Source organism: Lactiplantibacillus sp. B652 (genome assembly GCF_023806745.1).
Lineage (GTDB): Bacteria > Bacillota > Bacilli > Lactobacillales > Lactobacillaceae > Lactiplantibacillus > Lactiplantibacillus pentosus.
In genome coordinates, this window is record NZ_JAMSKY010000007.1 from 92,424 (window position 1) to 115,020 (window position 22,597).

17 protein-coding genes are annotated in these 22,597 nt (G+C 46.1%); 16 read left to right on the plus strand and 1 reads right to left on the minus strand.

The window, feature by feature from the left end; translation table 11 throughout:
- Positions 1 to 92: 92 nt before the first annotated feature.
- Positions 93 to 989 (plus strand): LysR family transcriptional regulator, encoded by an 897-nt coding sequence (locus tag MZO40_RS09920; protein WP_050339860.1) that lies wholly within the window; start codon positions 93 to 95, stop codon positions 987 to 989.
- A gap of 889 nt (positions 990 to 1,878) precedes the next feature.
- On the opposite strand, the gene MZO40_RS09925 is transcribed toward MZO40_RS09920, so the two are convergent.
- Positions 1,879 to 2,709 carry an alpha/beta hydrolase gene (locus tag MZO40_RS09925; protein WP_105961012.1) on the minus strand — a complete coding sequence of 277 codons (831 nt, stop codon included), beginning with the start codon at positions 2,707 to 2,709 and terminating at the stop codon, positions 1,879 to 1,881.
- Positions 2,710 to 3,342: 633 nt separating this feature from the next.
- Between MZO40_RS09925 and MZO40_RS09930 the strand changes: the two genes are divergently transcribed.
- The 15 genes from MZO40_RS09930 to MZO40_RS10000 all read left to right on the plus strand — a co-directional run bounded on the left by MZO40_RS09930 (position 3,343) and on the right by MZO40_RS10000 (position 22,504).
- Positions 3,343 to 5,133: a hypothetical protein gene (locus MZO40_RS09930; RefSeq protein ID WP_105961013.1), complete on the plus strand. Its 1,791-nt coding sequence runs from the start codon at positions 3,343 to 3,345 to the stop codon at positions 5,131 to 5,133.
- Positions 5,134 to 5,626: 493 nt separating this feature from the next.
- Positions 5,627 to 6,631, plus strand: coding sequence for a glycosyltransferase family 2 protein (locus MZO40_RS09935; protein WP_105961014.1), 1,005 nt, complete (start codon positions 5,627 to 5,629; stop codon positions 6,629 to 6,631).
- On the plus strand, positions 6,631 to 8,706 hold the full coding sequence (locus tag MZO40_RS09940) for a hypothetical protein (protein ID WP_105961015.1): 2,076 nt from the start codon (positions 6,631 to 6,633) through the stop codon (positions 8,704 to 8,706). The genes MZO40_RS09935 and MZO40_RS09940 overlap by 1 nt, the downstream gene beginning before the upstream one ends.
- Before the next feature lie 464 nt (positions 8,707 to 9,170).
- A complete protein-coding gene (locus MZO40_RS09945; RefSeq protein WP_105962017.1) occupies positions 9,171 to 10,454 on the plus strand; it encodes a NupC/NupG family nucleoside CNT transporter in 1,284 nt (427 codons plus the stop codon).
- A 1,273-nt stretch (positions 10,455 to 11,727) separates the two neighbouring features.
- A complete protein-coding gene (rsmG, locus tag MZO40_RS09950; protein ID WP_021337279.1) occupies positions 11,728 to 12,462 on the plus strand; it encodes a 16S rRNA (guanine(527)-N(7))-methyltransferase RsmG in 735 nt (244 codons plus the stop codon).
- Between the two features lie 17 nt (positions 12,463 to 12,479).
- The gene (noc, locus tag MZO40_RS09955) at positions 12,480 to 13,331 is read left to right on the plus strand and encodes a nucleoid occlusion protein (RefSeq protein ID WP_105921044.1); all 852 of its coding nucleotides are present in this window, start codon (positions 12,480 to 12,482) and stop codon (positions 13,329 to 13,331) included.
- 2 nt (positions 13,332 to 13,333) lie between these two features.
- Positions 13,334 to 14,101, plus strand: coding sequence for a ParA family protein (locus tag MZO40_RS09960; RefSeq protein ID WP_003639831.1), 768 nt, complete (start codon positions 13,334 to 13,336; stop codon positions 14,099 to 14,101).
- Positions 14,091 to 14,981, plus strand: coding sequence for a ParB/RepB/Spo0J family partition protein (locus MZO40_RS09965; RefSeq protein ID WP_050339853.1), 891 nt, complete (start codon positions 14,091 to 14,093; stop codon positions 14,979 to 14,981). The genes MZO40_RS09960 and MZO40_RS09965 overlap by 11 nt, the downstream gene beginning before the upstream one ends.
- A gap of 79 nt (positions 14,982 to 15,060) precedes the next feature.
- A complete protein-coding gene (locus tag MZO40_RS09970) occupies positions 15,061 to 15,252 on the plus strand; it encodes a DUF951 domain-containing protein (RefSeq protein WP_003639829.1) in 192 nt (63 codons plus the stop codon).
- 29 nt (positions 15,253 to 15,281) lie between these two features.
- Positions 15,282 to 16,382, plus strand: a complete 1,101-nt coding sequence (ychF, locus tag MZO40_RS09975; protein WP_105960752.1) for a redox-regulated ATPase YchF — start codon at positions 15,282 to 15,284, stop codon at positions 16,380 to 16,382.
- Positions 16,383 to 16,401: 19 nt separating this feature from the next.
- Positions 16,402 to 17,127, plus strand: coding sequence for a DUF1129 domain-containing protein (locus MZO40_RS09980; protein ID WP_003639827.1), 726 nt, complete (start codon positions 16,402 to 16,404; stop codon positions 17,125 to 17,127).
- A gap of 470 nt (positions 17,128 to 17,597) precedes the next feature.
- Positions 17,598 to 18,749: an IMP dehydrogenase gene (locus tag MZO40_RS09985; RefSeq protein WP_021337277.1), complete on the plus strand. Its 1,152-nt coding sequence runs from the start codon at positions 17,598 to 17,600 to the stop codon at positions 18,747 to 18,749.
- Positions 18,750 to 19,241: 492 nt separating this feature from the next.
- A complete protein-coding gene (locus MZO40_RS09990) occupies positions 19,242 to 19,931 on the plus strand; it encodes a response regulator transcription factor (protein ID WP_003639824.1) in 690 nt (229 codons plus the stop codon).
- Positions 19,932 to 19,945: 14 nt separating this feature from the next.
- Positions 19,946 to 21,106, plus strand: a complete 1,161-nt coding sequence (locus MZO40_RS09995) for a cell wall metabolism sensor histidine kinase WalK (protein WP_050339852.1) — start codon at positions 19,946 to 19,948, stop codon at positions 21,104 to 21,106.
- A gap of 63 nt (positions 21,107 to 21,169) precedes the next feature.
- The gene (locus MZO40_RS10000) at positions 21,170 to 22,504 is read left to right on the plus strand and encodes a D-alanyl-D-alanine carboxypeptidase family protein (protein WP_088770622.1); all 1,335 of its coding nucleotides are present in this window, start codon (positions 21,170 to 21,172) and stop codon (positions 22,502 to 22,504) included.
- The last annotated feature ends 93 nt before the right edge of the window (positions 22,505 to 22,597 follow it).

The following is a 22,597-nucleotide window of genomic DNA, read 5'->3' on the forward strand; positions in this document are numbered from 1 at the left end:
TATCAATATGATAAAATAAACCTTGGGATTAGTAAAACTCAACTTTTTCAATATTAAGTGAATTCTATTCATCTAAGGAGGGTAAAAACACGATGGCTAACTTTGCTTATGAGGTTTTTTCGACTGTAGTTGCGCAACATACGTTTTACCAAGCCGCTGCGACGCTTAACGTGACGCCGAGTGCGGTCAGTCATTCCATTAATCAATTAGAGAAGGAGCTCGGTTTTCCGCTGTTCATCCGGAACCGTTCAGGCGTTGAACTTACTAGTGATGGTCGGCAGGTTTTGCCGTATGTCCAGGAAATCTTGAACACCGAAAGTAACCTCCGACAGGTCGCTGATAACATCCAAGGACTGCACTCCGGATCCGTGCGAATCGGCGGTTTTAGTAGTGTTTGCATCAATTGGCTGCCCCGAATTATTCGCGAATTTAACCGTGAATATCCCGATATTGAGATTTCAGTGATGCAAGGTAATTTTAATGAAATAACCAACTGGGCCAAAATCGGGACGATCGATATTGGCTTTACGTCGATGCCAGTCAATGAGAATTTACTCGTTCATTCGTTGATCAATGATCCAATCTACTGTGTCACGCCGGCAGACTTCATTCCTGAAAACGGGGAGTACATCACGACTGACGATGTGGCCGACAAAAACTTTATTCTGCAACAAAGTGACTATGACCGGGATACGAAGCTGGCGCTGGACCATTACCACGTTACCAATAATTTCTTGCGGTTCTCCATTGATGACCAATCGATTATTTCAATGGTGGAATCCGGCCTAGGAATGGGGATCCTGCCGCAATTAGCGCTACGCAAACTAACTGGGGATGTCAACACGTTTTCCTTCGCTGAACCGTATAACCGTGAAATTGCACTAGTTGCCAACAAGACGCAAGCGACGGCCCCTTCAACGGCGATGATGATTCGGGCCATCAAGCAGTTTCTGACCAAGGAATATCCAGACCAGATGCTGTGGCAATAGAACGGTAGCTTGCAGTCAACTGCATGTCATGAATTATGATTAAAAAGTGCGGGTAGATTTGCTGTTGGTCTGCCGAGGGCGCGTCCTAGTCCGACTTACGGGGCCGGCTGACAATTGCTGGAACAGGGCGGACATCGATTTGAACTCACGCAGAAAAACACTGCGCAATTTCAAATACGAGTCTTCTTCTAGCCCGGGAAACCCGCCCGGACAAGAAGAACTTCGCCCTTGAGCATTGTCAGCCAGCCCCTTCAGTCGGGAAGCCGCTCGAATGGCGGAGGAACGACCACCTAACTTGGTGCAATTGGTTATGGAACATTAAGAAACTGGACCTTCAGGCAAACTTTTTGAATCAGCAGCAACGCTGATTTACGGCAATTTAATACTGAGAAGATTGCCTGAAGATTATGGATTACCTCAATGAAAACTAGCTGAATACCATGCTTACGGTTAGACGGAAAAGTCGCGTTAGTCTTCCAATTCAAGACTTTAGGGCATCAGCTTAACCTAGAAAAATCCAGTAAAGTTGATGGTTCATAGAATAGTTGGCCGAGAACTCATTGGAGACCAGTCTCACAGTTGAATCTCAAAATACCCGTTTATTGAGAATCAACGACTGTCCATCAAAAGTTGAATTCGCACATGTCTGCCTTTCGAATACAATCCTAGAATGCCTGGAAGACGGCTTAGGACGCGTCTATCACAGAAGGTTTACGCCAACTCGCCCATTTTCCAGCGGTTCTCAGCTGGCTGCATTTGAACTTAAGAACTAGCACGTTTTAATCATCATTAATTCCGAATCACAATTAAGAATATAAAACCGGCTCCCTCGAATCAGGGAGCCGGTTTGTTAGATACGGTATTAGTATGGTACGCCTGACTGACAGGCTTAATTGATGAAGGATTGAATAATGTTGCCAATGCGCCGACTATTCAGTATGCCGGATTCGGTGCGCCAAGTGCGTACGACATGTTGCTGATAGCGTTTGACAGTCGGTTTGAAAATCGATTGGCCGGCTAAAGCGCTTTGGAGCGGGAGCGTTTGCTTGGATTTGGCACTTTTTTCAGCAATGATCAATACCTGTAACTTGGGATTGATGATCTTACGCTTGGCAATCAGTGTCTTGAGCGCAGCTGTCTGATTTTTTGCAGCCACTGGCGTTGTTTTGCGACGACGGTTTTGTGAGCCGGTCCCGTTGAAAGGGGTCGCGATTAAAACCAAATGTTGCGGTGTCAGTGCAATCGTGGTCTGTTCGACGTAAGAAGTGGCGGTTAGTCCGCCATCGCCATAACTGACGAGGTTGAACCGCCGGAATTTGAAATGCTGTTGAGCAAGTCCGAGCACCCGTTTGAGTAATTGCGCTTTTTTCGTTGTACTGATGCCAGTTGGCAACTGCACTTGAATGTAAGGGCGATTGTCGCTATTTAGTAGTTGTCCTTTGAATACCACGGTACCATTGGTGCTGGCTTTTGCCGTGACGAGCGTTTGTGAAGCACTGTTATGTTGAATATTGGCCGTTAATTGTTGATTTTGTTGATGCGTCAAGTGGCTATCTAGTAGTAAGACCATTGGAATGCGTTCAGTTGAGGTCACTGTTACCGCTGTGACCGGTTTGGCCTTACGAACTTGATGTTGCCACAAGATGACGCCCCCAATCATGGCTAGTAGGACGGCCAACCAAGCCGCACCAGTCAGGACTTGTTTCGTTGTTGCTTTCATATGCACTACTCCATCTTTTCGAATAAGCTTCATCTCAAATGTAAGCTACCCGCACAAAACTTGCAACTGTTTCTACATCTTTAAGACAGCAAAAGTCCCAGCCAACAAAATTTGGCTGGGACTCCTTAAAGGTATCAGTCTTGTGCTCCGAACAGGGCAGAGACTGATGCTTTAAGATTACATTTGGTACTCAAAAAGCATCACCCCCTTTCATTAATTGTCCGTAGTTTAGTCTCTTTTCCTGGTAAGGTCAACTAATTAGTTCCCAATCTTGCCAAACGCGGTATAATAAAGTTCCTTGGCAGGGGCACTCGGCAGTTGTCGAGTACTTGATAACTGAATATTCAGTTATGGCATTGGTTATTTGGCGGGGTGAATACTCGTGAGAAACCGTGCGGGAAAGCCCGATTTAATTGCGAATTGGGCTTTTTTGATGCGTTGATCACAAAATGGTTCACTATTTTCATTAGTTAAGTAGTATTGATATAATGAATCGTTAATGTCATAATTTGGTCTTCAAAGCGAGTGCGCGGAGAGCTTCGCTTTTTAGGAAGAGCAGTAGCGGGGTGTCAGTTAAGTTAACTTTCACTGAAGCTGTTAGAACATATTAATAAAAAAGGAGATTGTTTTATTATGAGGGCAAGTTGGCGGCGAACAGGCCGCGCGTGGGGAATCATTCTGGTGATCGCAATCTTAGCCGTACTACCGATTGCGTTAAACCAGGTTGGTATTTTGGGTGTTGACAGTTATTTTCAATATAATCGGATTTATGAAGCCGAGATGCAATTAAGACATGCTAATTTCAGCTTTTTGAATCTGTATTCGTTTCAGCAGGCTGGCCGAATCGTCAACCAAGTATACAGCCCGTTATTGACGGTAATATTTGGGGCCATCCTACTCGTTGCGGGAACCTGGTTCAAGTTTCAAGTGTTTTCAATGATATTGGTTAACTTTATCGCCGGAATTTCAATGTATTATGGTGCAAAACGGTTAAAGTTTAGTTTTGGTATTTGCGTAGCGCTAGCGGGGATCTACCTGTCATCGTTCTCGATCTATGGCTTTGTTTACAGTACCAGCTGGCGGGCGTTGGCTGTCGCTTTTGTACCATTATTGATTGGTTTCATGGTAGATTTCTACAGGGGAAATTGGTCGACGCGTGAAATGCTGGCACTAGGGATCATTATTGCCATCATCGCACAAGCACAAATCATTTCAGCCGCGTTGGTGCTACCGGCATTAGTGCCATTTTTTGTCATCGGTTTAATCAAAACGCAAGAGAAGTGGCGAGCACTTGCTCGTTTAGGATTGGCAATCTTGCTCGCCTTGTTGTTGAGTCTAAACGTGGTCTTGCCGTACCTGGAATTGCTTCAGGGGAGCCATTTATTACCACCGACAAATCTGCCATTAATTAATGGCGTCACTAATGCGATTGTGCCTTATTCCGACCATTCTAGTCCACTTAGCATTGCAATTATTAGCCTGTTTTTCTACATGGCACTGGCGACATTAGTGTTGTTTTGGCAGAAATTATCTGGGTTTGCACGGACGCTGACTATTGTGTCATTGATTTACCTCATTCTGGGGACGAACGTTATCCCATGGACAGTCATTGGGACACAGTGGCCAGCCCTGGAAAGTTATCTGCAGTTGCCACGACGGTTTATTATTGCTGGACTATCGTTCTTGCTTGCCAGTGATGTGCTGATTGTTCATGAACTGCGTGCACAGCAGCTTTTCCACTGGACACAGTCGGGGATTGCGTTGACCGTCACGATGCTGGCGATTGCCGGGGTTTCCTCATTAGCGGTAACTTCTGCCACGTTGGTCGCACGCCAAAGTGATCCCAATACGAGTATTGCGGCTGGACTCGCAACCAATGATAACAACGTCTATGCACATCGTTATCGTGGGAAGCAAATCAAGAAGATTACGGATTTACAACCAGTATTTCATGTGAGAGACAAAAGTGCGTTAGTTAGAGTTGTTGATCGACGCACACCTGATTACGTGCCAATCAAAGGGGCGTATTCAACTAAAAATGACTACTATAGTGCTTATGTGCGGTATGTCATCGCGCCTAAATCAAACTTCAAGCATCAAGTGTTGCCAGGCGGCGTCTTACAATTAACTTGGCGACAGAAAAAGGCGCATCAGATCAATGTACCCGTGGTTGTTTACGGCAATACACAAGTTAACCTAAATAACAAAGCACTGGCACATACCGGTTTGAAGACTTCTCTGATTAGTACGCCGACAGTTCAGGGGAAAAAGGGCATCAACCAAATTAGATTGTCATATCAGCCTAAGATGCTAACGTTAATCGGTATCTGGTGGTCTGTACTGGCATGGGGCGTCGTCGTGATTGCATTGATTTGGCGCGGCTGGCTTAAGCATCGTGATATTAAGCAATCCGAAGTTGACTAAGTAGTTTACTGGTTTGAACGCTTACTAAATCATGCTGCTCTAATTTGAATATTACGGTGTTGTGAAGAAAACCTGAGACGACTTTCATGAACCAAGACTAGGTGTGAGGACAACTATCTTGGACCTAAAGTGGTCGCGGGTTTTCTTTGTTTTATGTTCGATACAAGTCGGTCATTAATTAGTCAGTCTTGCCTTTGAGCAACTGATGATTGTGGCAGTATGATAACATGCGGCTGTGTTCGTGGCGAGTCATGGCATCATTTTCAGTTTTAAAATAAAAACTGTGTAAACTATTAATTAATGTTTGATATCAATGGTGCCTTTTAAAACTTATGTCAGTGATTTAATATAGTTATATTATGTGTGCAAGCACCGAAGATGAACGCAAAAGCTTAACTTTAGTGCTTGTTGATGTTAGGAATTAAATAAGGGGCAGGTAGCGGCGATGTATGACGCCGTAATTTACCGGTTTATTATAGGGGGAGTATTAAGAATGAAGCTGACAACGCTCACGATTGTGGTGCCATGCTATAACGAGGCTGAAGTTTTACCGACTTCGGCAGCGACACTACGTCAGATATTGCAGAACATGATTGACATTAAGCAGGTAAGTCAGAAGAGTAAGATTTTGTTTGTCAATGATGGTAGTCGCGATAAGACTTGGTCATTGATCCAACAATTAGAACGTGATAATGCGTTGTTTACCGGGTTAAAATTTAGTCGGAACTTTGGTCATCAGAATGCGTTAATGGCCGGAATGAAGGTTGCGGGGAAGTACTCAGATTGTGTGATTACGATTGATGCTGATTTGCAAGATGACGAGAACTTGATTCCTAAGATGGTCGCGAGCTATCAGGAGGGCAATGAGGTGGTCTTAGGCGTGCGCAATGATCGTTCGAGCGATTCTCATTTTAAACGGTGGACCGCCGAAGCATTTTACGGCTTAATGGGGAAAATGGGTGTTCAATTGGTCCCAGACCATGCCGATTTCAGACTGCTGGGACGACGCGCAATCGACGTACTAATGGAATATCAAGAAACCAATCTGTTCCTGCGCGGCATTGTACCGCAATTGGGCTTTAATACCGAAAAACTTTACTATCAACGCAAACCCCGACTCGCGGGTGAGACTAAGTACCCACTCAAAAAGATGTTGTCATTTGCTTTTGACGGTATTACCTCATTTTCGATTGCACCAGTAAAAGCAATTATGTCGTTGGGAATTTTAGTCATTGGGATTAGCCTCATCATGGTCATTTACGCCATCGTCCGCTTCTTCACCGGCAATGTCATCAGCGGCTGGACGTCGTTAATGACCAGCTTATGGTTTTTAGGTGGCATTCAATTAGTCGGTATCAGTGTGATTGGCGAATATATCGGGAAGATTTATGCGGAGGTCAAACACCGGCCGCGTTATATTATCGAACAAGATGACTATACGCCGACACAGCAAGCAGCTCAAACAGCCCAGCTGAATGAAATGGTAGGTGCGTCTTAGTGACTAGAAAGTTATTGATTGGCTTCAACTGGCTAGCCGCTGGTGTTTTAAGTATCGTTCTGTTGCTGGCTGCTTTAATGCCGACAGACTTCTTCAACAAGGAAGACTGGGCAAAACCAGTCATTCTGATTGTGACGGCGCTAGGCTTCTTGCTGATACTTAACGCGATCAAAAAGGCCTGTCAGAACATTTCGGCGCGCACTTATCGCTACTGGTTGTATGGGATTGCCGGATTGATCCTGATTGCGCAAGTGTGGGTGGCGGTCCATTTTATCGATGCGACGCGGGCCGACGTCTACTTTGTGCGTAACCAAGCGATTGCGCTCGCGCAAGGCAGTCATCGCTGGGCGTATTATTTCAAAGTTTATCCTAATAATGTGAATTCTGCGCTGCTGGAAAGTGTGTTCATCAAGCTCTTGTTAGGCATGGGCATCAAGGCACCGTGGATGATCCTGAACCTGTTGCGGTTTGCGTGGATCGATACTGGACTGTTGTCGGGATTGGTGCTGCTCAAACATTGGCAACATTGGCGTCCAAGTGGGTTATTGTTGATGCTGACTTGGCTGCTGAGTATCCCCGTCTATAGCTACGGGGTGTTTCCATATAATGATGCCCTCGTGATGCCACTGGCGTTAAACGTGGCGGCGTTAGGCTGGTTATTTGTGAACAAGCATGGCTGGCAACGGTGGCTTGCGGGTGTCGGGACCTGGTTACTGCTCGCAATGGGTTATGTGATGAAGAGCAATCTAGTGGTGCTAATCATCGCGGTCCTGTTAACGGTCGGCCTGATGGTGGTGCTCGACAAAACCAGATGGCGACTAGCTGTTGAATGGTTAGTGGGCAGTGTCGTGACATTGGGCCTGATCACGATGTTGATGACGACGGCAGCTAAGCATAACGGCTATGTCAAGGATCCTGAGCTGGCCACGCCGGTCACGAGTTGGATTGCCATGAGCTTGAATCCGGATACGCAGGGGCAATATCATGGTGCCGATTTTTATCCGATTCGCAATACGAAGACTCAGGCTGCTAAGAAGAAAATGGCAGCTGAGTCCATCAAGTCACGCGTTGAGCAGATGGGACCGCTTGGGTTAGTCGATCATTTTTATCAAAAACTAGGCGTGTTTTATAGTCATGGTGACTTCGACGCCATCAATTTGATTGCTCAGTGGCTCAAAGCGCCTTCACGGTATATTCTGCACCAACGGCACTATAAATTCTGGGCATTATTGCTGACACAGAGCTGGTATTTGGCCCTGCTGATTGGGAGTATATGGCAACTATTCACGCAGCGTAAACACTTGATTTCAACGGCGATGCTCAGCTTAGTTTTGCTTGGATTGACGGCCTTTCACGTGCTTATTTGGGAAGTTGAACCGCGCTATGCCTTGCCATTATTACCCATCATTATGTTGCTCGGGTGTGAGGGCTGGAGCACAATGCCAGCGCTGGCCTTGAACTTCAAACGACGATTGGCGGTCAGTTGGGTGTTGATGTTGGGCGCCTTGGTTGGCATGCTGAATCTGATGCAGATGAGCAAAAAAGTGACCGTGAACCAGATCTCGATTGCGATGCAGGGAAACGGGGCTTATTTCACCCCAAATACGTTGGGCGTTAAAACGCGCGATCACTTCGTTGTTCAACTTCATGGTGAACAAAGCAATCAGTTAGTGTTACACACCAAGTCGAAGAATCGCGTGACAATCGTTGTTAAGCACCAAGGCAGCGTCTTGAAACGAGTGACGGGTCAAGCTGAAAAGGTACAACAGATCGATTATCGGGCGGTCCATGCTAAGCAGCTGAACGTCACGATCATTAATCATGGTAAGACGCCAGCACTTTATGGTAGTGGGCTACTGCACTTTTCGAATGACACGGGCGCAATAACCAAGCAACCTCAAATGACCATGCAATGGAACGTTAATCGGGTCTTTAAGCCAAAGAACCCAACGCAAAAAATCAAGTTAACACCCAATAAGTCGATTGCGGCGATGACGGGGCTTTTCCTGGTGCTAGTGCTAGTCAGTATCTGGTATCGTCCCGCTGATGAGCTAAATCAACGCAAACGGGTTTAATACGAATATAGTAATGTCTTGTGAAAGGCTGTCTCGGTATTTTAACTGAGACGGCCTTTTGTGATTGAATCGTATTTGGGTTTACTGTTTGTCAGTCGGGAAGGGCGTTCTCGACTTCCGGGGACGACTGACAACGCTGAAAACTGACACGTTTTAATTATCGGCAATATCAAATATTAACGCGTAATAAATAAATTCTAGTAATGATAACGTGTGACCTATGGCAGATGGCAGCTAGCTGGACTGAATTTACGCTTTCAAAATGACAATCAACCGAAAGCGCGGGTTAAGCTTTAACGGCGTCTTATCAAATCTGGATTGGCCTTTTTACCAAATTGGTACGGTCTACTTAAGAACTTAATCTTTTCTTTAAAAAGTGCTACCGCATCAGGTCATTAAATGGTAAATTAATAGAAGTAGTTTTGTCATATTTCTTACATTCATAGGGAAGAGGGATTATTCACATGGTCTTTAACTTGGTAGTTAATATTATTGGGATCGTGGTTTTCATTGCCATTGCCTACTTATTCTCCAAGCAAAAGCACGCCATTAACTGGCGTTCAGTTGGTGTCATGTTAGTACTAGAAGTCTTATTGGCATGGTTCTTAACGGGGTCACAAATCGGTGTTGACGCGGTCAAAGCGGCAGCGGATGGGTTTACTTGGCTCGTTAATGTTTCATACGATGGGATCGCCTTCGCATTGGCTAGTTGGGTCAATGTTAAGTCGATGGACTTTGTCACTAGTTCATTATTACCAATCTTGTTGATTGTGCCATTATTCGATATTTTGACCTATATTGGCGTTTTACCATGGATTATCAAATGGGTCGGCCGCGGGTTAGCTTACATTACCGGCCAACCAAAGTTCGAATCATTCTTCGTTGTTGAAATGATGTTCTTAGGTAACACGGAAGCCCTCGCTGTTTCACAATTACAGTTGAAGCAGATGAAGGCGCAACGGAACTTGACGATCGCAATGATGTCAATGAGTTGTGTGACCGCGTCAATCTTAGGGGCATACATTAAGATGATGCCTGGTCAGTTTATTTTAACTGCGGTACCAATGAACGTTTTAAACGCCGCAATTATTGCTGCTATTCTGAATCCGGTCGATGTTAAGCCGGAAGAAGATACCATTGCTAAAATCTCTGGTAGCGCAGCTGTTGAAGAAACTACCGAGACCACTGAAACGAGCGGCTCTGAAGAATTAGCTCATGAACAAGTTAAAGAAGCTAAGCCAGCTCGCGAACCATTCTTCTCTTTCTTAGGCGATTCAATTTTAGACGCTGGGCGCTTGATTCTGATTATCGCTGCTAACGTTATCGCCTTCGTTGCGTTAGCGAAATTAATTGATAAATTATTAGGTTTGATCAACAGCAATTTATCACTTGAAAACATCTTTGGGGTCATCATGTTCCCGTTTGCTTGGTTACTCGGGTTCAATCCTAGTGATGCCTTCCAAATGGCCTCATACATGGGGACCAAGTTAGTTACCAACGAATTCGTTGTCATGGGTGAAGTGACCAGCAAAATCAATGATTATGCCCCTCACTTCCGGGCAGTCTTGACGGTCTTCTTAACTTCCTTCGCGAACTTCTCGACGATTGGGATGATTATCGGGGCCTTCAAGGGAATCGTTAGTCGTGAAAAGAACGACTTGATTTCACGGAACGTCGGTTACATGCTATTATCTGGTATTTTAGTTTCACTATTATCTGCTGGTGTCGTTGGCCTATTCGTTTGGTAAACCAACCAGTCATTATTTAATTACGGAGAGCGTCAGCATATGCTGGCCTCTTTTTTTATTACGCTTTTCGGTAGCTGGCATGACTTACTGTTGAAACGTGCCGATTAGTTCAGATGCTTGTTCGTCTGCACGTGCGCGCCTTAGTTCGACTTCCGGGGCCGGCTGACAATTGCTGGAACGTAGCCGACATCGATTTGAACTCACGCAGAAAATCACTGCGCAATTTCAAATACGAGTCTTATTCTAAGCCGGAAGAAAATCACTTCCGACTAAGAATAATTTGGCTACTGAGCATTGTCAGCCAGCCCCTACAGTCGGGAAGCCGTTCGAATGGCAGATGAACGACCACCTAAATTGGTTCAATTGACCACTGAATATTTAGTGACTGACACTTCAGGTAAAGGCTTAATCAGTACGGATGATGACTGATGGCATTTAGTTACTGAGAAGATTGCCTGAATATTATTTACCCATCTCAATGGCAACTAGTCTTGAAATTAGTCGATAACCTTGTCGTCATTTAGAATTCAAGACTTTGTTATCTGAGACGACTAGAGAAATTTCTGACAAATTTAGTGAAACCACGTGTCAGAAGTATTAAGTCGTGGTAAGAAAGTTTAGCGATTGTTAGAAACCAGTCTGACCGTTGAATATCAGAAATCCTTTGTTTCAAGAAACCAACGACTAATTCAACATAAAGTTAGGTTCGCACATGTCTGCCTTTCGAATACCATCCCGGCTGGAAGGTATTCGGGGCAAGGCCCAGTGGTGAAATTTCACTTAGCAAGCGTCTTGTGCTTGGTTAGTGAAAGACCAGTATTTAAGACGTGATTTGTCGGCTTAAATCTGTGTCCACCACGTTCCGGCCATTGCCCAGAATGCCTGGAAGCCGGCTTAGGACGAGCCTATCACTGCATGTTTACGGGTAACTCGCGCTGTTTCCAGCGGGTCTCAGCTGGCCGCCTTTGACTTTGAACTAATCGGCACGTTTCAACAGTGATTAGTACTGGTAATCATTAGCGGAGCATATGACAGTGTGGGCGATGTGATCGTGAGAACGGGAGGGCGGCAATGGGGTGCGAAAAAAATCATAATCGATATCGCTAGGGAAGATGACTGGAAAGGTAGTCTTTTCAAGGCTTTTCACGATTAAATCGGCGGGCCGCAACATTGATTTTGCGTGCTATTTACGTTAAAGTTATGAGGTGACGTGAAACATTAGGTTGTTTCACAAAAAGAGGACGAATGTGACCCTTTTAAGGAGTATTTACGAATGAATCCAGAAGAATTTACACAAGCGCTAGCTCAGCATGGTATTGCGTTAACGGCGAAGCAATTGGCGCAATTTGCAACGTATTTCAAATTGTTGGTCGCAACCAATCAGCAGTTTAATCTCACCACGATTACAGCCGAACCAGAAGTGTATCTGAAACACTTTTATGATTCGTTGACACCGGCATTTTACGTTCCGGCGTTGCGTGAACAGCCACTGACGATTTGTGATGTGGGTGCCGGGGCTGGTTTTCCATCCATTCCATTGAAAATCGCTTTTCCACAACTACAAGTGACGATCGTTGACTCGTTGAACAAGCGCATCAATTTCTTAAAGGATTTGGTGCAACAACTAGACTTGGAAGACGTTCAATTGTTCCACGATCGCGCGGAGACGTTTGCCGGTAAGAAGTCCGTGCATCGTGAAAGCTACGATGTGGTAACGGCCCGTGCAGTGGCGCGGTTGTCTGTACTGAGTGAACTATGTTTGCCGCTAGTGAAAGTCGGCGGGCAGATGGTGGCGTTAAAGGCGGCCAATGCCCGGACTGAAACGGCGGAGGGGACGTACGCGGTACAGCAATTAGGCGGGAAGATCGTACAGGACACGGCCTTTACGCTGCCGGTAACGGATGACCCGCGGCATATCATTGTCATTGACAAGCGCAAGCCGTCGCCAAAACGTTATCCACGTAAACCGGGAACACCGGCTAAACAGCCGTTAACGGCGCCAATGTAAGGTGGGGAGGTATTTCAATGGCATTTTCTTTATTTGGTTCCAATCGTGATAAACACAAAGATGAGACGGCTGCAGCGCCGACCGACCAGCAAATCGTTCGGATTCCGGTCACTGCCATTATTCCCAACCGGTTTCAACCTCGGCAAGTCTTCGATGAAGCTGGAATCAACGAATTAGCGACGACGATTGCTGACCACGGGTTGTTACAACCGATCGTCTTACGAGAATATGAACCTCAAAAATACGAGATTATTGCGGGTGAACGCCGTTTCCGTGCCGTTTCATCACTGCACTGGGCAGATGTGCCCGCTATTATTCAGAAAATGGACGATGGCGAGACGGCTTCAATGGCGCTGATTGAAAACCTGCAACGCCAGGATTTGACGTCGATTGAAGAAGCTCGGGCTTATCAAGAATTGATGGAACTCAATCACTTGACCCAGTCCGCGTTGGCGAAAGAATTGGGCAAGAGCCAGTCATTAGTAGCGAACAAGCTGCGATTATTGAAGCTTGCCCAGCCCGTCCAAACCGCACTACTGCAACGTCAAATCAGTGAACGGCATGGCCGTGCGTTACTCAATTTGGACGTGGCGCAACAGCCAGCTGTTTTGAAGCAGGTCGTCTCAGACCAACTGACGGTGAAGGAGACTGAGCAGTTAGTCGCAAAACAGCAAACGCCGCCCAAACCTAAACGGAAGCGGGCGCGCGGGTTGACTGGCGATACGCGCATTGCAGTCAACACAATCAAAAAATCAATCAAGATGGTCACGGATGCCGGCCTTCCAGTTAAAACGCATGAGGAAGAGACGACGGACGGCTATCGAATTACAATTGAAATTCCAAAAAATCAACCAAGGGGTGATCAATAATTATGGGAACCGTAATTGCACTCGCTAACCAAAAAGGTGGCGTTGGCAAGACGACAACGAGTATTAATCTCGGAGCCAGTCTGGTCGAATTAGGCCAAAAAGTCTTATTAATTGATACGGATGCGCAAGGGAATGCCACGAGTGGCCTCGGTATTCAGAAGTCGACCATTGAACGTGAAATTTATGACGTTTTGATCAATGACGTTCCCATCAAAGAGACGATTATCCCAACGAGTCACAAGGGCTTGGATATTGTGCCAGCGACAATTCAATTGTCCGGGGCTGAAATCGAACTAACCCCAATGATGGCGCGTGAGACTCGCTTGCGTGACGCAATCGATGACGTGAAAGCGGACTATGATTATATCTTGATCGATTGTCCACCTTCGCTAGGGCTATTGACGATCAACGCCTTTACCGCCTGCGATTCGATTCTGATTCCAGTTCAGAGTGAATACTATGCGTTGGAAGGACTCAGTCAATTATTAAATACGATCAAGTTAGTTCAAAAACATTTTAATAAACAACTCCGTATCGAAGGCGTCTTACTCACGATGTACGATGCCCGGACCAACCTGGGTGCGCAGGTCAACGAAGAAGTCCGCAAATACTTCAAGGATGCCGTTTATAAGACGATTATTCCTCGAAACGTTCGCTTGTCTGAAGCGCCAAGTCACGGTTTGTCAATCGTGGATTATGATGCGCGTTCGAAGGGTGCACAAGTATACTTAGCTCTAGCAAAGGAAGTGTTGGCTGCTCATGGCAAGTAAAGATAAAGATAATAAGGCACTAGGACGCGGAATTGGCGCGCTATTTGCCGATGTTAATGAACCAGCTAGTGAAGAGTCTGTCGTTGATTTGGACCTCAAAGATATTCATGCCAATCCCTATCAGCCACGGCGTACCTTTGACCAGACTGCTTTAAAAGAACTGGCGAGCTCAATTGAAAAGTCTGGCGTTTTCCAGCCAATCATTGTGCGGCAGCCGGATGCGGAAATCAACAAGTACGAGATCATTGCCGGCGAACGCCGTTTTCGGGCTTCTAAATTAGCCCATCAGACGACGATTCCAGCCATCGTGCGTGATGTCACTGAAGAACAAATGATGGAAGTTGCCGTGCTGGAGAATTTGCAACGGGAAGACTTAACACCGCTAGAAGAAGCCGAAGCTTACGATTCTTTGATGAAGAAGCTGAAGTTGACGCAAGCTGAGGTTTCCAAACGACTAGGCAAGAGTCGGCCTTACATCGCCAACTACTTGCGACTATTAGGACTTCCGGATGGCGTCAAGCAGTACATTCAAAAAGGACAGTTGTCGATGGGACAAGCCCGGACGCTGTTGTCGCTGAAGGATAAGACCAAACTAGCGCCATTAGCAAAACGGGTGGTCAAGGATAACTTAACGGTGCGGCAGTTGGAACAAATCGTCGCACGCTATAATGGTGAGGATCAAAAGCCCGCTAAAAAAGTGGCTGTTAAGAAATCACCGTACATTCGTGCCAGTGAGGAACAGTTGCAAGAAAAATTCGGGACTGCCGTTTCAATCTCAGCCAAGGCCAATAAGAAGGACCAGGGGAAGATTGAGATTCCATACTTATCTAACGAGGATTTGACACGTATTTTGGAAATTTTGAGTATTGACTTGAACTAGTTTGGACGCTTGAGCTGGACGCCAATATTCAGCTGAACGTTTAAACGGAAATAAATTAATTTATAAAGGAGCGTTGCGCATGTATGATTTAGGTGATATTGTCGAAATGAAGAAGGCGCATCCGTGTGGTGTCAATCGCTGGGAGATTACCCGGATGGGTGCCGACATTAAAATCAAATGTACGGGATGCGGTCACGTGGTCATGATGCCGCGTCGCGAATTCAATAAGAAACTCAAAAAAGTATTAGAAAGTAAAGCCGACCAAGCTTAATTATTAAAAAGGAAGAGTGAATAACCGATATGGCACTTACAGCAGGTATCGTTGGGTTACCAAACGTTGGTAAATCCACATTGTTTAACGCAATTACGAAGGCGGGCGCCGAAATGGCCAACTACCCATTCGCGACCATCGATCCAAACGTTGGGATGGTGGAAGTTCCCGACAAGCGACTCGATCGCATTCAAGAAATTATTCCAGCTAAGAAAGTCGTCCCAACGACGTTTGAATTTACCGATATTGCCGGAATCGTTAAGGGCGCTAGCAAGGGTGAAGGTCTGGGGAACAAGTTCCTAGAAAACATTCGCCAAGTTGATGCCATCGTGCACGTTGTCCGGGCTTTTGATGACGATAACATTACCCATGTGACGGGGAAAGTCGACCCACAGGATGATATTGAAACCATCAACTTAGAGTTGAGTCTGGCGGATCTAGAAGCCGTTGACAAGCGTTTAGCTAAGGTTCAACGGGCTGCTAAGGGGAATGATAAGGAAGCCAAGGCTGAATTGGCAGTTTTGGAAAAAATCAAGCCAGCCCTCGAAGCCGGGAAACCAGTTCGTTCCCTTGAATTCAACGAAGACGACCAACAAATCGTCAAGGGATTATTCTTGTTGACGTCCAAACCAGTGCTTTACGTGGCGAACATTGCTGAAGACGATATGGCGGACCCTGAAAGTTCCAAGTACTTCCAAGTCGTTGCGGACTACGCCAAGCAGGAAGGGGCCCAAGCAATTGGTGTCGCTGCTGAAACGGAAGAAGAAATCGCCGAATTGGATGATGACGACAAGGCTGACTTCTTAGCTGCGGAAGGTGTCGAAGAACCTGGTTTGAATAAGCTAATTCGGGCTTCTTACAAGCTCTTAGGCCTTGAAACCTTCTTCACGGCTGGTGGCAAGGAAACCCGTGCCTGGACGTTTAAACGCGGTACTAAGGCGCCTCAAGCAGCCGGTATTATTCACTCTGACTTTGAACGTGGTTTTATTCGGGCCGAAGTGATGTCATTTGACGCGTTGGATGAAGCTGGTTCGGAAGCAAAAGTTAAGGAAAATGGTAAGTTACGTTTGGAAGGTAAAGACTATGTCATGCAAGACGGTGACATCGTTGAATTCCGCTTCAACGTTTAGCTGAAAGGAGCAATGTATCGTGAGTGAGAGCGAAACTTCAAAGACACCAAGGAATGCAGCTGCTGGTGCTAAGCAGGTCAAAGCAGCTGAACGGCCGATTCATGAAGCCACTGAGCTGACTAAGCGGAATGCAGAATATATGCGGCAGATGCGCAAGTCATTGGACGCCACATCACTAACCGGTGAACGCAAAACGGCCGTGTTAGATGAAATGACGGCGACCCTCTTGGCTGAACAGGGCCGCGGCACGACCGCCCGTCAATTATACGGGACGGTCCAAGAACGAACAGAGGAAATCGTTAACCCGAAGAAGACACCGGTCGAACGTCAAAAGGCCAACTACTGGGTCACGGCGCTGGATAATGGGCTGATGTTATTCATGATCTTCTGCTTGATGTACGGGATCATGGGCTTCATCGGCAATAATGCCACTAAGAACTCCGCGGGTGCCAACGGGATCACCGCGATCTTGATTACGTCAGCCATCGGGGGCTTAGGGGTTGCGAAGTTGTTTGAATACCTCATGCCAACCAAGGACGGTAAGAAAGTTTCCCTCTGGAAGAAGATTGCCTGGTCAGTGCTAGCCATTATCGTTTGGATGTTGGTCTTCACGACGATGTCAATGATTCAAGGGCCATTGAACCCTGTCTTACCAGGTATCGCTTACTTGATCATCGCTGTCGTGGTCTTCTTTGTCCGGATGTGGTTAAAGCGCCGGTTCAATATTACGACGAGCATGTTTTAGAGCCACGACTGATTAGACTGGTGTGGATTACGCCTGAATTCAAACGCGGGCAGCCAGTCAATTAGCTTAACTGGGCGCTGAATGCACTCGGTAGTCTTAATAGTGACAACCCAAATTAAAAATGAACGTCCTCAAGTCAGACTTACAATTGATTTGAGGGCGTTTTTTAGTGGTGCTAGTAGTTATCGGGAGCGGTAGTCTAAGTCATTAGTTTGAAACGGTAACGCTCAAAGTTAGTGGGCATGGTCGAATGATATTGTGGTGAGAGCCGCTTTAGCATGTCTAATATCAGTGTCTGCTGGCGGCAGTGCCAACCAGCCGTTCCCAGCACTAGTTACGATGGCTGGTCAGGTTACGAATTTACTAATGAAAAATAAGAACTTTCTGAAAATGAACGTAACCCCTTGCATTTATGCGGATGTTTTGTTACCTTTACAGATAAAAATAAAAACATAAGGAGCTAACGTTCAATGTCTAATTGGGATACAAAGTTTGGAAAAAAGGGTTACACGTTCGATGATGTACTATTAATTCCGGCCGAAAGTCATGTTTTACCGAATGAAGTCAATTTAGGTGTTAAACTTGCCGATAATTTGCAGCTGAATATTCCAATTATCAGTGCGGGAATGGACACTGTTTCAGAATCCGCAATGGGAATTGCCATGGCTAACCAAGGTGGCTTGGCAGTTATCCATAAGAACTTAAGCATTGAAGCGCAAGCTGAAGAAGTTAAGAAGGTCAAGGCAGTCGTTAAGGATGATGACCATCCGCACGCCGCTGTCGACGCCAATAACCACTTATTAGCCGTTGCGGCCGTTGGGGTAACGAGCGATACCTTTGACCGTGCCGAAGCCTTATTTACGGCGGGTGCCGATGCGATCGTGATCGATACGGCCCATGGTCATTCAGCCGGTGTTCTGCGTAAGATCAAGGAAATTCGGGAACACTTCCCAAAGCAGACCTTGATTGCTGGTAACGTCGCCACCGCTGAAGGGACCCGTGCTTTGTTTGAAGCCGGCGTCGATGTTGTCAAAGTTGGTATCGGCCCTGGTTCGATTTGTACGACACGAATCGTTGCCGGTGTTGGGGTGCCTCAATTGACGGCCGTTTATGACGCAGCTAGCGTGGCCCGTGAATATGGTAAGCCAATCATTGCCGATGGTGGGATCAAGTATTCCGGTGATATCGTGAAAGCCTTAGCTGCTGGTGGTAACGCCGTCATGCTTGGCAGTATGTTAGCCGGCACGACGGAAGCGCCTGGTGAAGTGGTCTTTGACGATGGTCGTCAATACAAATTTTACCGTGGCATGGGTTCTGTTGGTGCGATGTCACAAGCTCATGGGTCATCTGACCGGTACTTCCAAGGTGGCGTGAACGAAGCCAACAAGTTAGTGCCTGAAGGGGTTGAAGGTCGCGTCCCATTCAAGGGTAGCGTCGATGATATCATCTTCCAGATGCTCGGTGGCTTACGTTCCGGGATGGGTTACGTTGGTGCCAAGGATATTGACGCGTTAATCGATAACGCACAATTCGTTGAAATTTCCGGCGCCGGTTTACGCGAATCACATCCACACGAAATTCAAATTACTAAGAATGCGCCTAACTATTCAGTTAATGGCTAAATCAAATTCGGGGATGTCCAGGTGATGGGCATCTCTTTTTTTGGTTGGGTGAGATTTCAAGAAATTTGTAAATGAATTAGGTAAGGGCTGTCAAGTTCATTATGACTGACTAAGCTCGTAATACAGCTATTTAATCTTGCTTATTATTTACTGTATCGCCTCATCACGCGTTTTTATTAGGCTGAACGGCCTGATTGCGCTATGATGGACCTATTAATTGGCTAATAATTCGGGGCGTCCTGCCACGTTGTCTGACGTGTTTGGGTCATCAGCAACGTAAGCGAAAGATTCGCTTACTGTGGTAGCGTTGTTGAACCGGTAAATAAAGTGAAACGCAATGAAGACTAGTATGGCGAATTCATGCGACGCCACCAAGTCGTTAACTCCAGCGACACATAATAGTTGCGTTTTCCCTAAAATCAACCGTTAAGTGCCAAGTTAGTCCGGTTTTTTGGTAAAATAAAAGCAGAATTATTTAAGGAGACTAATATAATGAAAATTTTAGTAGTCGATGACGACAAAGAAATTGCACAACTATTAGAAATTTATATAAAAAATGAAGGCTATGAGCCAATTAGCGCCTACAATGGCCGCGAAGCACTGACTAAGTTAAATACGAACCCAGATATAGCCCTAATGATTTTGGATATCATGATGCCCGAAATGGACGGTATCGAAGTCATCAAGGAAGTTCGGAAGGATTCACAATTGCCAATCCTTGTCCTATCCGCCAAAACTGGCGACATGGATAAGATTCAAGGGCTGATTACTGGGGCAGATGACTATGTCACCAAGCCATTCAACCCACTGGAAATCATGGCCCGGGTCAAGTCACTCTTACGGCGTTCTGAGAATAATGTCACGACCACTGAACCAGATGTGTTGGATATTGGCCCGTTGACGATCAACAAGGATTCGCATGAAGTTAAGACGCTGACTGGTAAGGATATTCAATTAACGGCCTTGGAATTCGGTATTTTATACCTATTGGCAAGTCACCCCAACCGGGTCTTTTCGGCGGATGATATTTTTGAACGTGTTTGGCAACAAGAGAGCATCGTGTCGGCCAAGACTGTGATGGTGCACGTGAGTCATTTACGGGATAAGATTGAAGAAGCGACGAACGGTGAAAAAGTGATTCAGACCGTTTGGGGCGTTGGTTATAAGATTGAAGCGCGTTAAGTGAGGGTTAACTTGTGAAATTAACGGGACGCGAAAAAAGTGAACTGTTTTTTGAAGGAGTAGTAACGGTTATTTTGCTACTCCTTTTAAACTTGTCGATCGTGGTCTTGATCAACAGTACGATTGCGCATAATCCGGGCCTCCAAAGTGGGATTTTCCAAATTAAACGGTCCATCAAAATTGGCCCGAACAATTACCAACTCTGGAGTTATGAGAATATCTTCATCGGCTTAATGCTGGTGGCAGACGGATTCGTACTGTATTGGCGGCTGATTCGGCGCTATAAACAAATGCAATTGCGCCACATTATTAGCGAATTACATTACATTGCTGCCGGGCACTTTGACCACCGGATTGATTTTAATCTGACTGGCGATACCCAACGCGTGGTTGAAAGCGTCAATGCTTTAGTCGATTCAGCAATTCATTCGATGGATGAAGAACGCGAGATCGAACGGTCCAAGGATGCGCTGATCACGAATGTCAGCCACGATATTCGAACGCCGCTGACGTCGATTATCGGCTACCTCGGGCTGATTGAGAATAAGCAGTACCAATCGAGCGAGGACTTGGTCAAATACGCGCATATCGCTTATTTAAAGGCCACTCAGATGAAATCACTGGTCGAGGACTTGTTTGAATATACGAAGTCACGGCAAACGGAGACGCCACTTGCGATTTCTAAGCTGAACCTGACAGCGATGTTGGAACAATTGGCGGCGAGTTTTGAATTGGAAGCCAATAAGAAGCATCTGACGATTCAAGTCGAGACAGGTCCGCAACCGATTTATTTAGAGGCGGATGCGGAAAAATTGGGCCGCGTGTTCAGTAATCTGATTACGAACGCATTCAAATATGGGACGGGTGCCAAAAATATTTTCTTGCAGGCCGAGCAACGCGATGATGAAGTCGTGATCCACGTCACCAACGATGGCAAACGGATCCCGGCTGAATCCCTGGGCCGGCTGTTTGAACGATTCTATCGGGTCGAAGAATCACGTTCCAAAGCGACGGGCGGGTCTGGACTAGGGCTAGCCATCGCTCAGAGCATCGTCGACCATCACGGTGGCTACATTTATGCGCAGAGTGATGATGAGCAGACGAGCTTTGTGATCCATCTTCCTGTGAAGCATGACCACCCATTAACAAAAAAACAGTCGAATATGATAAATTAGCTTGTTTCCATGCACATAATTATTTAAACTAAACATAGCATTCAGGAAAGGGATAATTGAGAAATGAGATTTGCGGGAAAGTTAAAGAAAGTTGTGATTGCCCTCGTTGCGGCGGTCACGTTTAGTACGGCTGGTTTAGGCATTGCAGGTGCTGATTTACAGGCCCAAGCCGCCAGCACACCATCGATTTCAGCGAAAGCGGCTATTGCCGTGGACGCGTCGACTGGTCAGATTCTGTACGACAAGAATAGTACGAAGCCAATGGCGATTGCCTCAATGACTAAGATGTTGAGTACGTACCTCATTCTTAAGGCCATCCACGAAGGCAAGTTATCGTGGAATCAAAAAATCAGTGTCAGCAAGGCTGTCGCTAAGATGAGTCAGAATACGGAATATGCGAACGTGCCATTATTATCAACCAAGACTTATTCCGTACGGCAATTGTACAATGCAACTGAAATCTACTCCGCTAACGCCGCCGTTACAGCTTTAGGTGACGCGGTCGCCGGTAGTCCACACAAATTCGTTAGTTTGATGCGGAAGACGGCTAAATCGTGGGGCATCACGGATGCAACGATTATTAACGCCAGCGGGCTGACCAACAAGGAAGTTGGGAGTACGATCGGTTACAGCAACGTCTCTGGTAGCACTGAAAACGAAATGTCAGCGCAAGATGTTGCCACTGTTGCGCAAAAATTATTATCCACTTATCCTGAAGTCCTGAAGACTTCTAGCATCGCCCATGCCTGGTTTGAAAAGGGTACGAGTTCCGCCACGAAGATGGATAACCGGAACTACATGCTGAAGGGCTTAGTTAAGCACTATTCTGCATTGCCTGTTGACGGGTTGAAGACCGGGACTTCCACTAAGGCTGGGAATGCCTTCACTGGTACGGTCAAATTCAGTAATGGTAACCGGATCATTACCGTCGTCATGCATGCTGGTGCCGCCAATGACAGTGGGACGGAACGGTTTACGCAAACGGCCGAAATCATGTCGTACGTCTACCATAACTTCACGACCACGACCATCAACAAGAACGGGACGATCAATGGCACCAAGTCGGTTGACGTTCAAGATGGGAAGGCATTGACTTCGAAGCTGGTCTCAAACAGTAAGGCCACAAAAGTCTACTTGCCAACTGGTTCTGATGCCAGTTCAGTTACTGGGAAAGTCAGCTTGAAGAAGTCAGCAACGACGTCTGGCAAGCTACAAGCACCGGTCAAAAATGGCAAAACGGTCGGGACTGCTAAGTTAAGCCTTAACAAGAAGACCATTCAAGTGGTCGATGGGACGACTAGCAAGACGATGACCGTCAACGTCACCCCTAAGAAGTCCATCGACAAAGCAAACATCTTTGTTCGGATGTGGCGTGGCGTTCGTAGCTGGTTTAACTAGCGCGTTACGTGACTGAAATTATCGTAAAGTCCGATTTGATTTTGACAATTAACGTTAATTGAATGACTTATTAAAAAATCGCTTCGCTAGAAT

Coding starts and splice junctions, on each gene's coding strand:
- MZO40_RS09985 (WP_021337277.1), top strand. CDS start 17,598: ATGTCTAATTGGGATACAAAGTTTGGAAAAAAGGGTTACACGTTCGAT.
- noc (WP_105921044.1), top strand. CDS start 12,480: ATGGCATTTTCTTTATTTGGTTCCAATCGTGATAAACACAAAGATGAG.
- MZO40_RS09920 (WP_050339860.1), top strand. CDS start 93: ATGGCTAACTTTGCTTATGAGGTTTTTTCGACTGTAGTTGCGCAACAT.
- rsmG (WP_021337279.1), top strand. CDS start 11,728: ATGAATCCAGAAGAATTTACACAAGCGCTAGCTCAGCATGGTATTGCG.
- MZO40_RS09970 (WP_003639829.1), top strand. CDS start 15,061: ATGTATGATTTAGGTGATATTGTCGAAATGAAGAAGGCGCATCCGTGT.
- MZO40_RS09930 (WP_105961013.1), top strand. CDS start 3,343: ATGAGGGCAAGTTGGCGGCGAACAGGCCGCGCGTGGGGAATCATTCTG.
- MZO40_RS09990 (WP_003639824.1), top strand. CDS start 19,242: ATGAAAATTTTAGTAGTCGATGACGACAAAGAAATTGCACAACTATTA.
- MZO40_RS10000 (WP_088770622.1), top strand. CDS start 21,170: ATGAGATTTGCGGGAAAGTTAAAGAAAGTTGTGATTGCCCTCGTTGCG.
- MZO40_RS09960 (WP_003639831.1), top strand. CDS start 13,334: ATGGGAACCGTAATTGCACTCGCTAACCAAAAAGGTGGCGTTGGCAAG.
- MZO40_RS09935 (WP_105961014.1), top strand. CDS start 5,627: ATGAAGCTGACAACGCTCACGATTGTGGTGCCATGCTATAACGAGGCT.
- MZO40_RS09925 (WP_105961012.1), bottom strand. CDS start 2,709: ATGAAAGCAACAACGAAACAAGTCCTGACTGGTGCGGCTTGGTTGGCC.
- MZO40_RS09965 (WP_050339853.1), top strand. CDS start 14,091: ATGGCAAGTAAAGATAAAGATAATAAGGCACTAGGACGCGGAATTGGC.
- ychF (WP_105960752.1), top strand. CDS start 15,282: ATGGCACTTACAGCAGGTATCGTTGGGTTACCAAACGTTGGTAAATCC.
- MZO40_RS09945 (WP_105962017.1), top strand. CDS start 9,171: ATGGTCTTTAACTTGGTAGTTAATATTATTGGGATCGTGGTTTTCATT.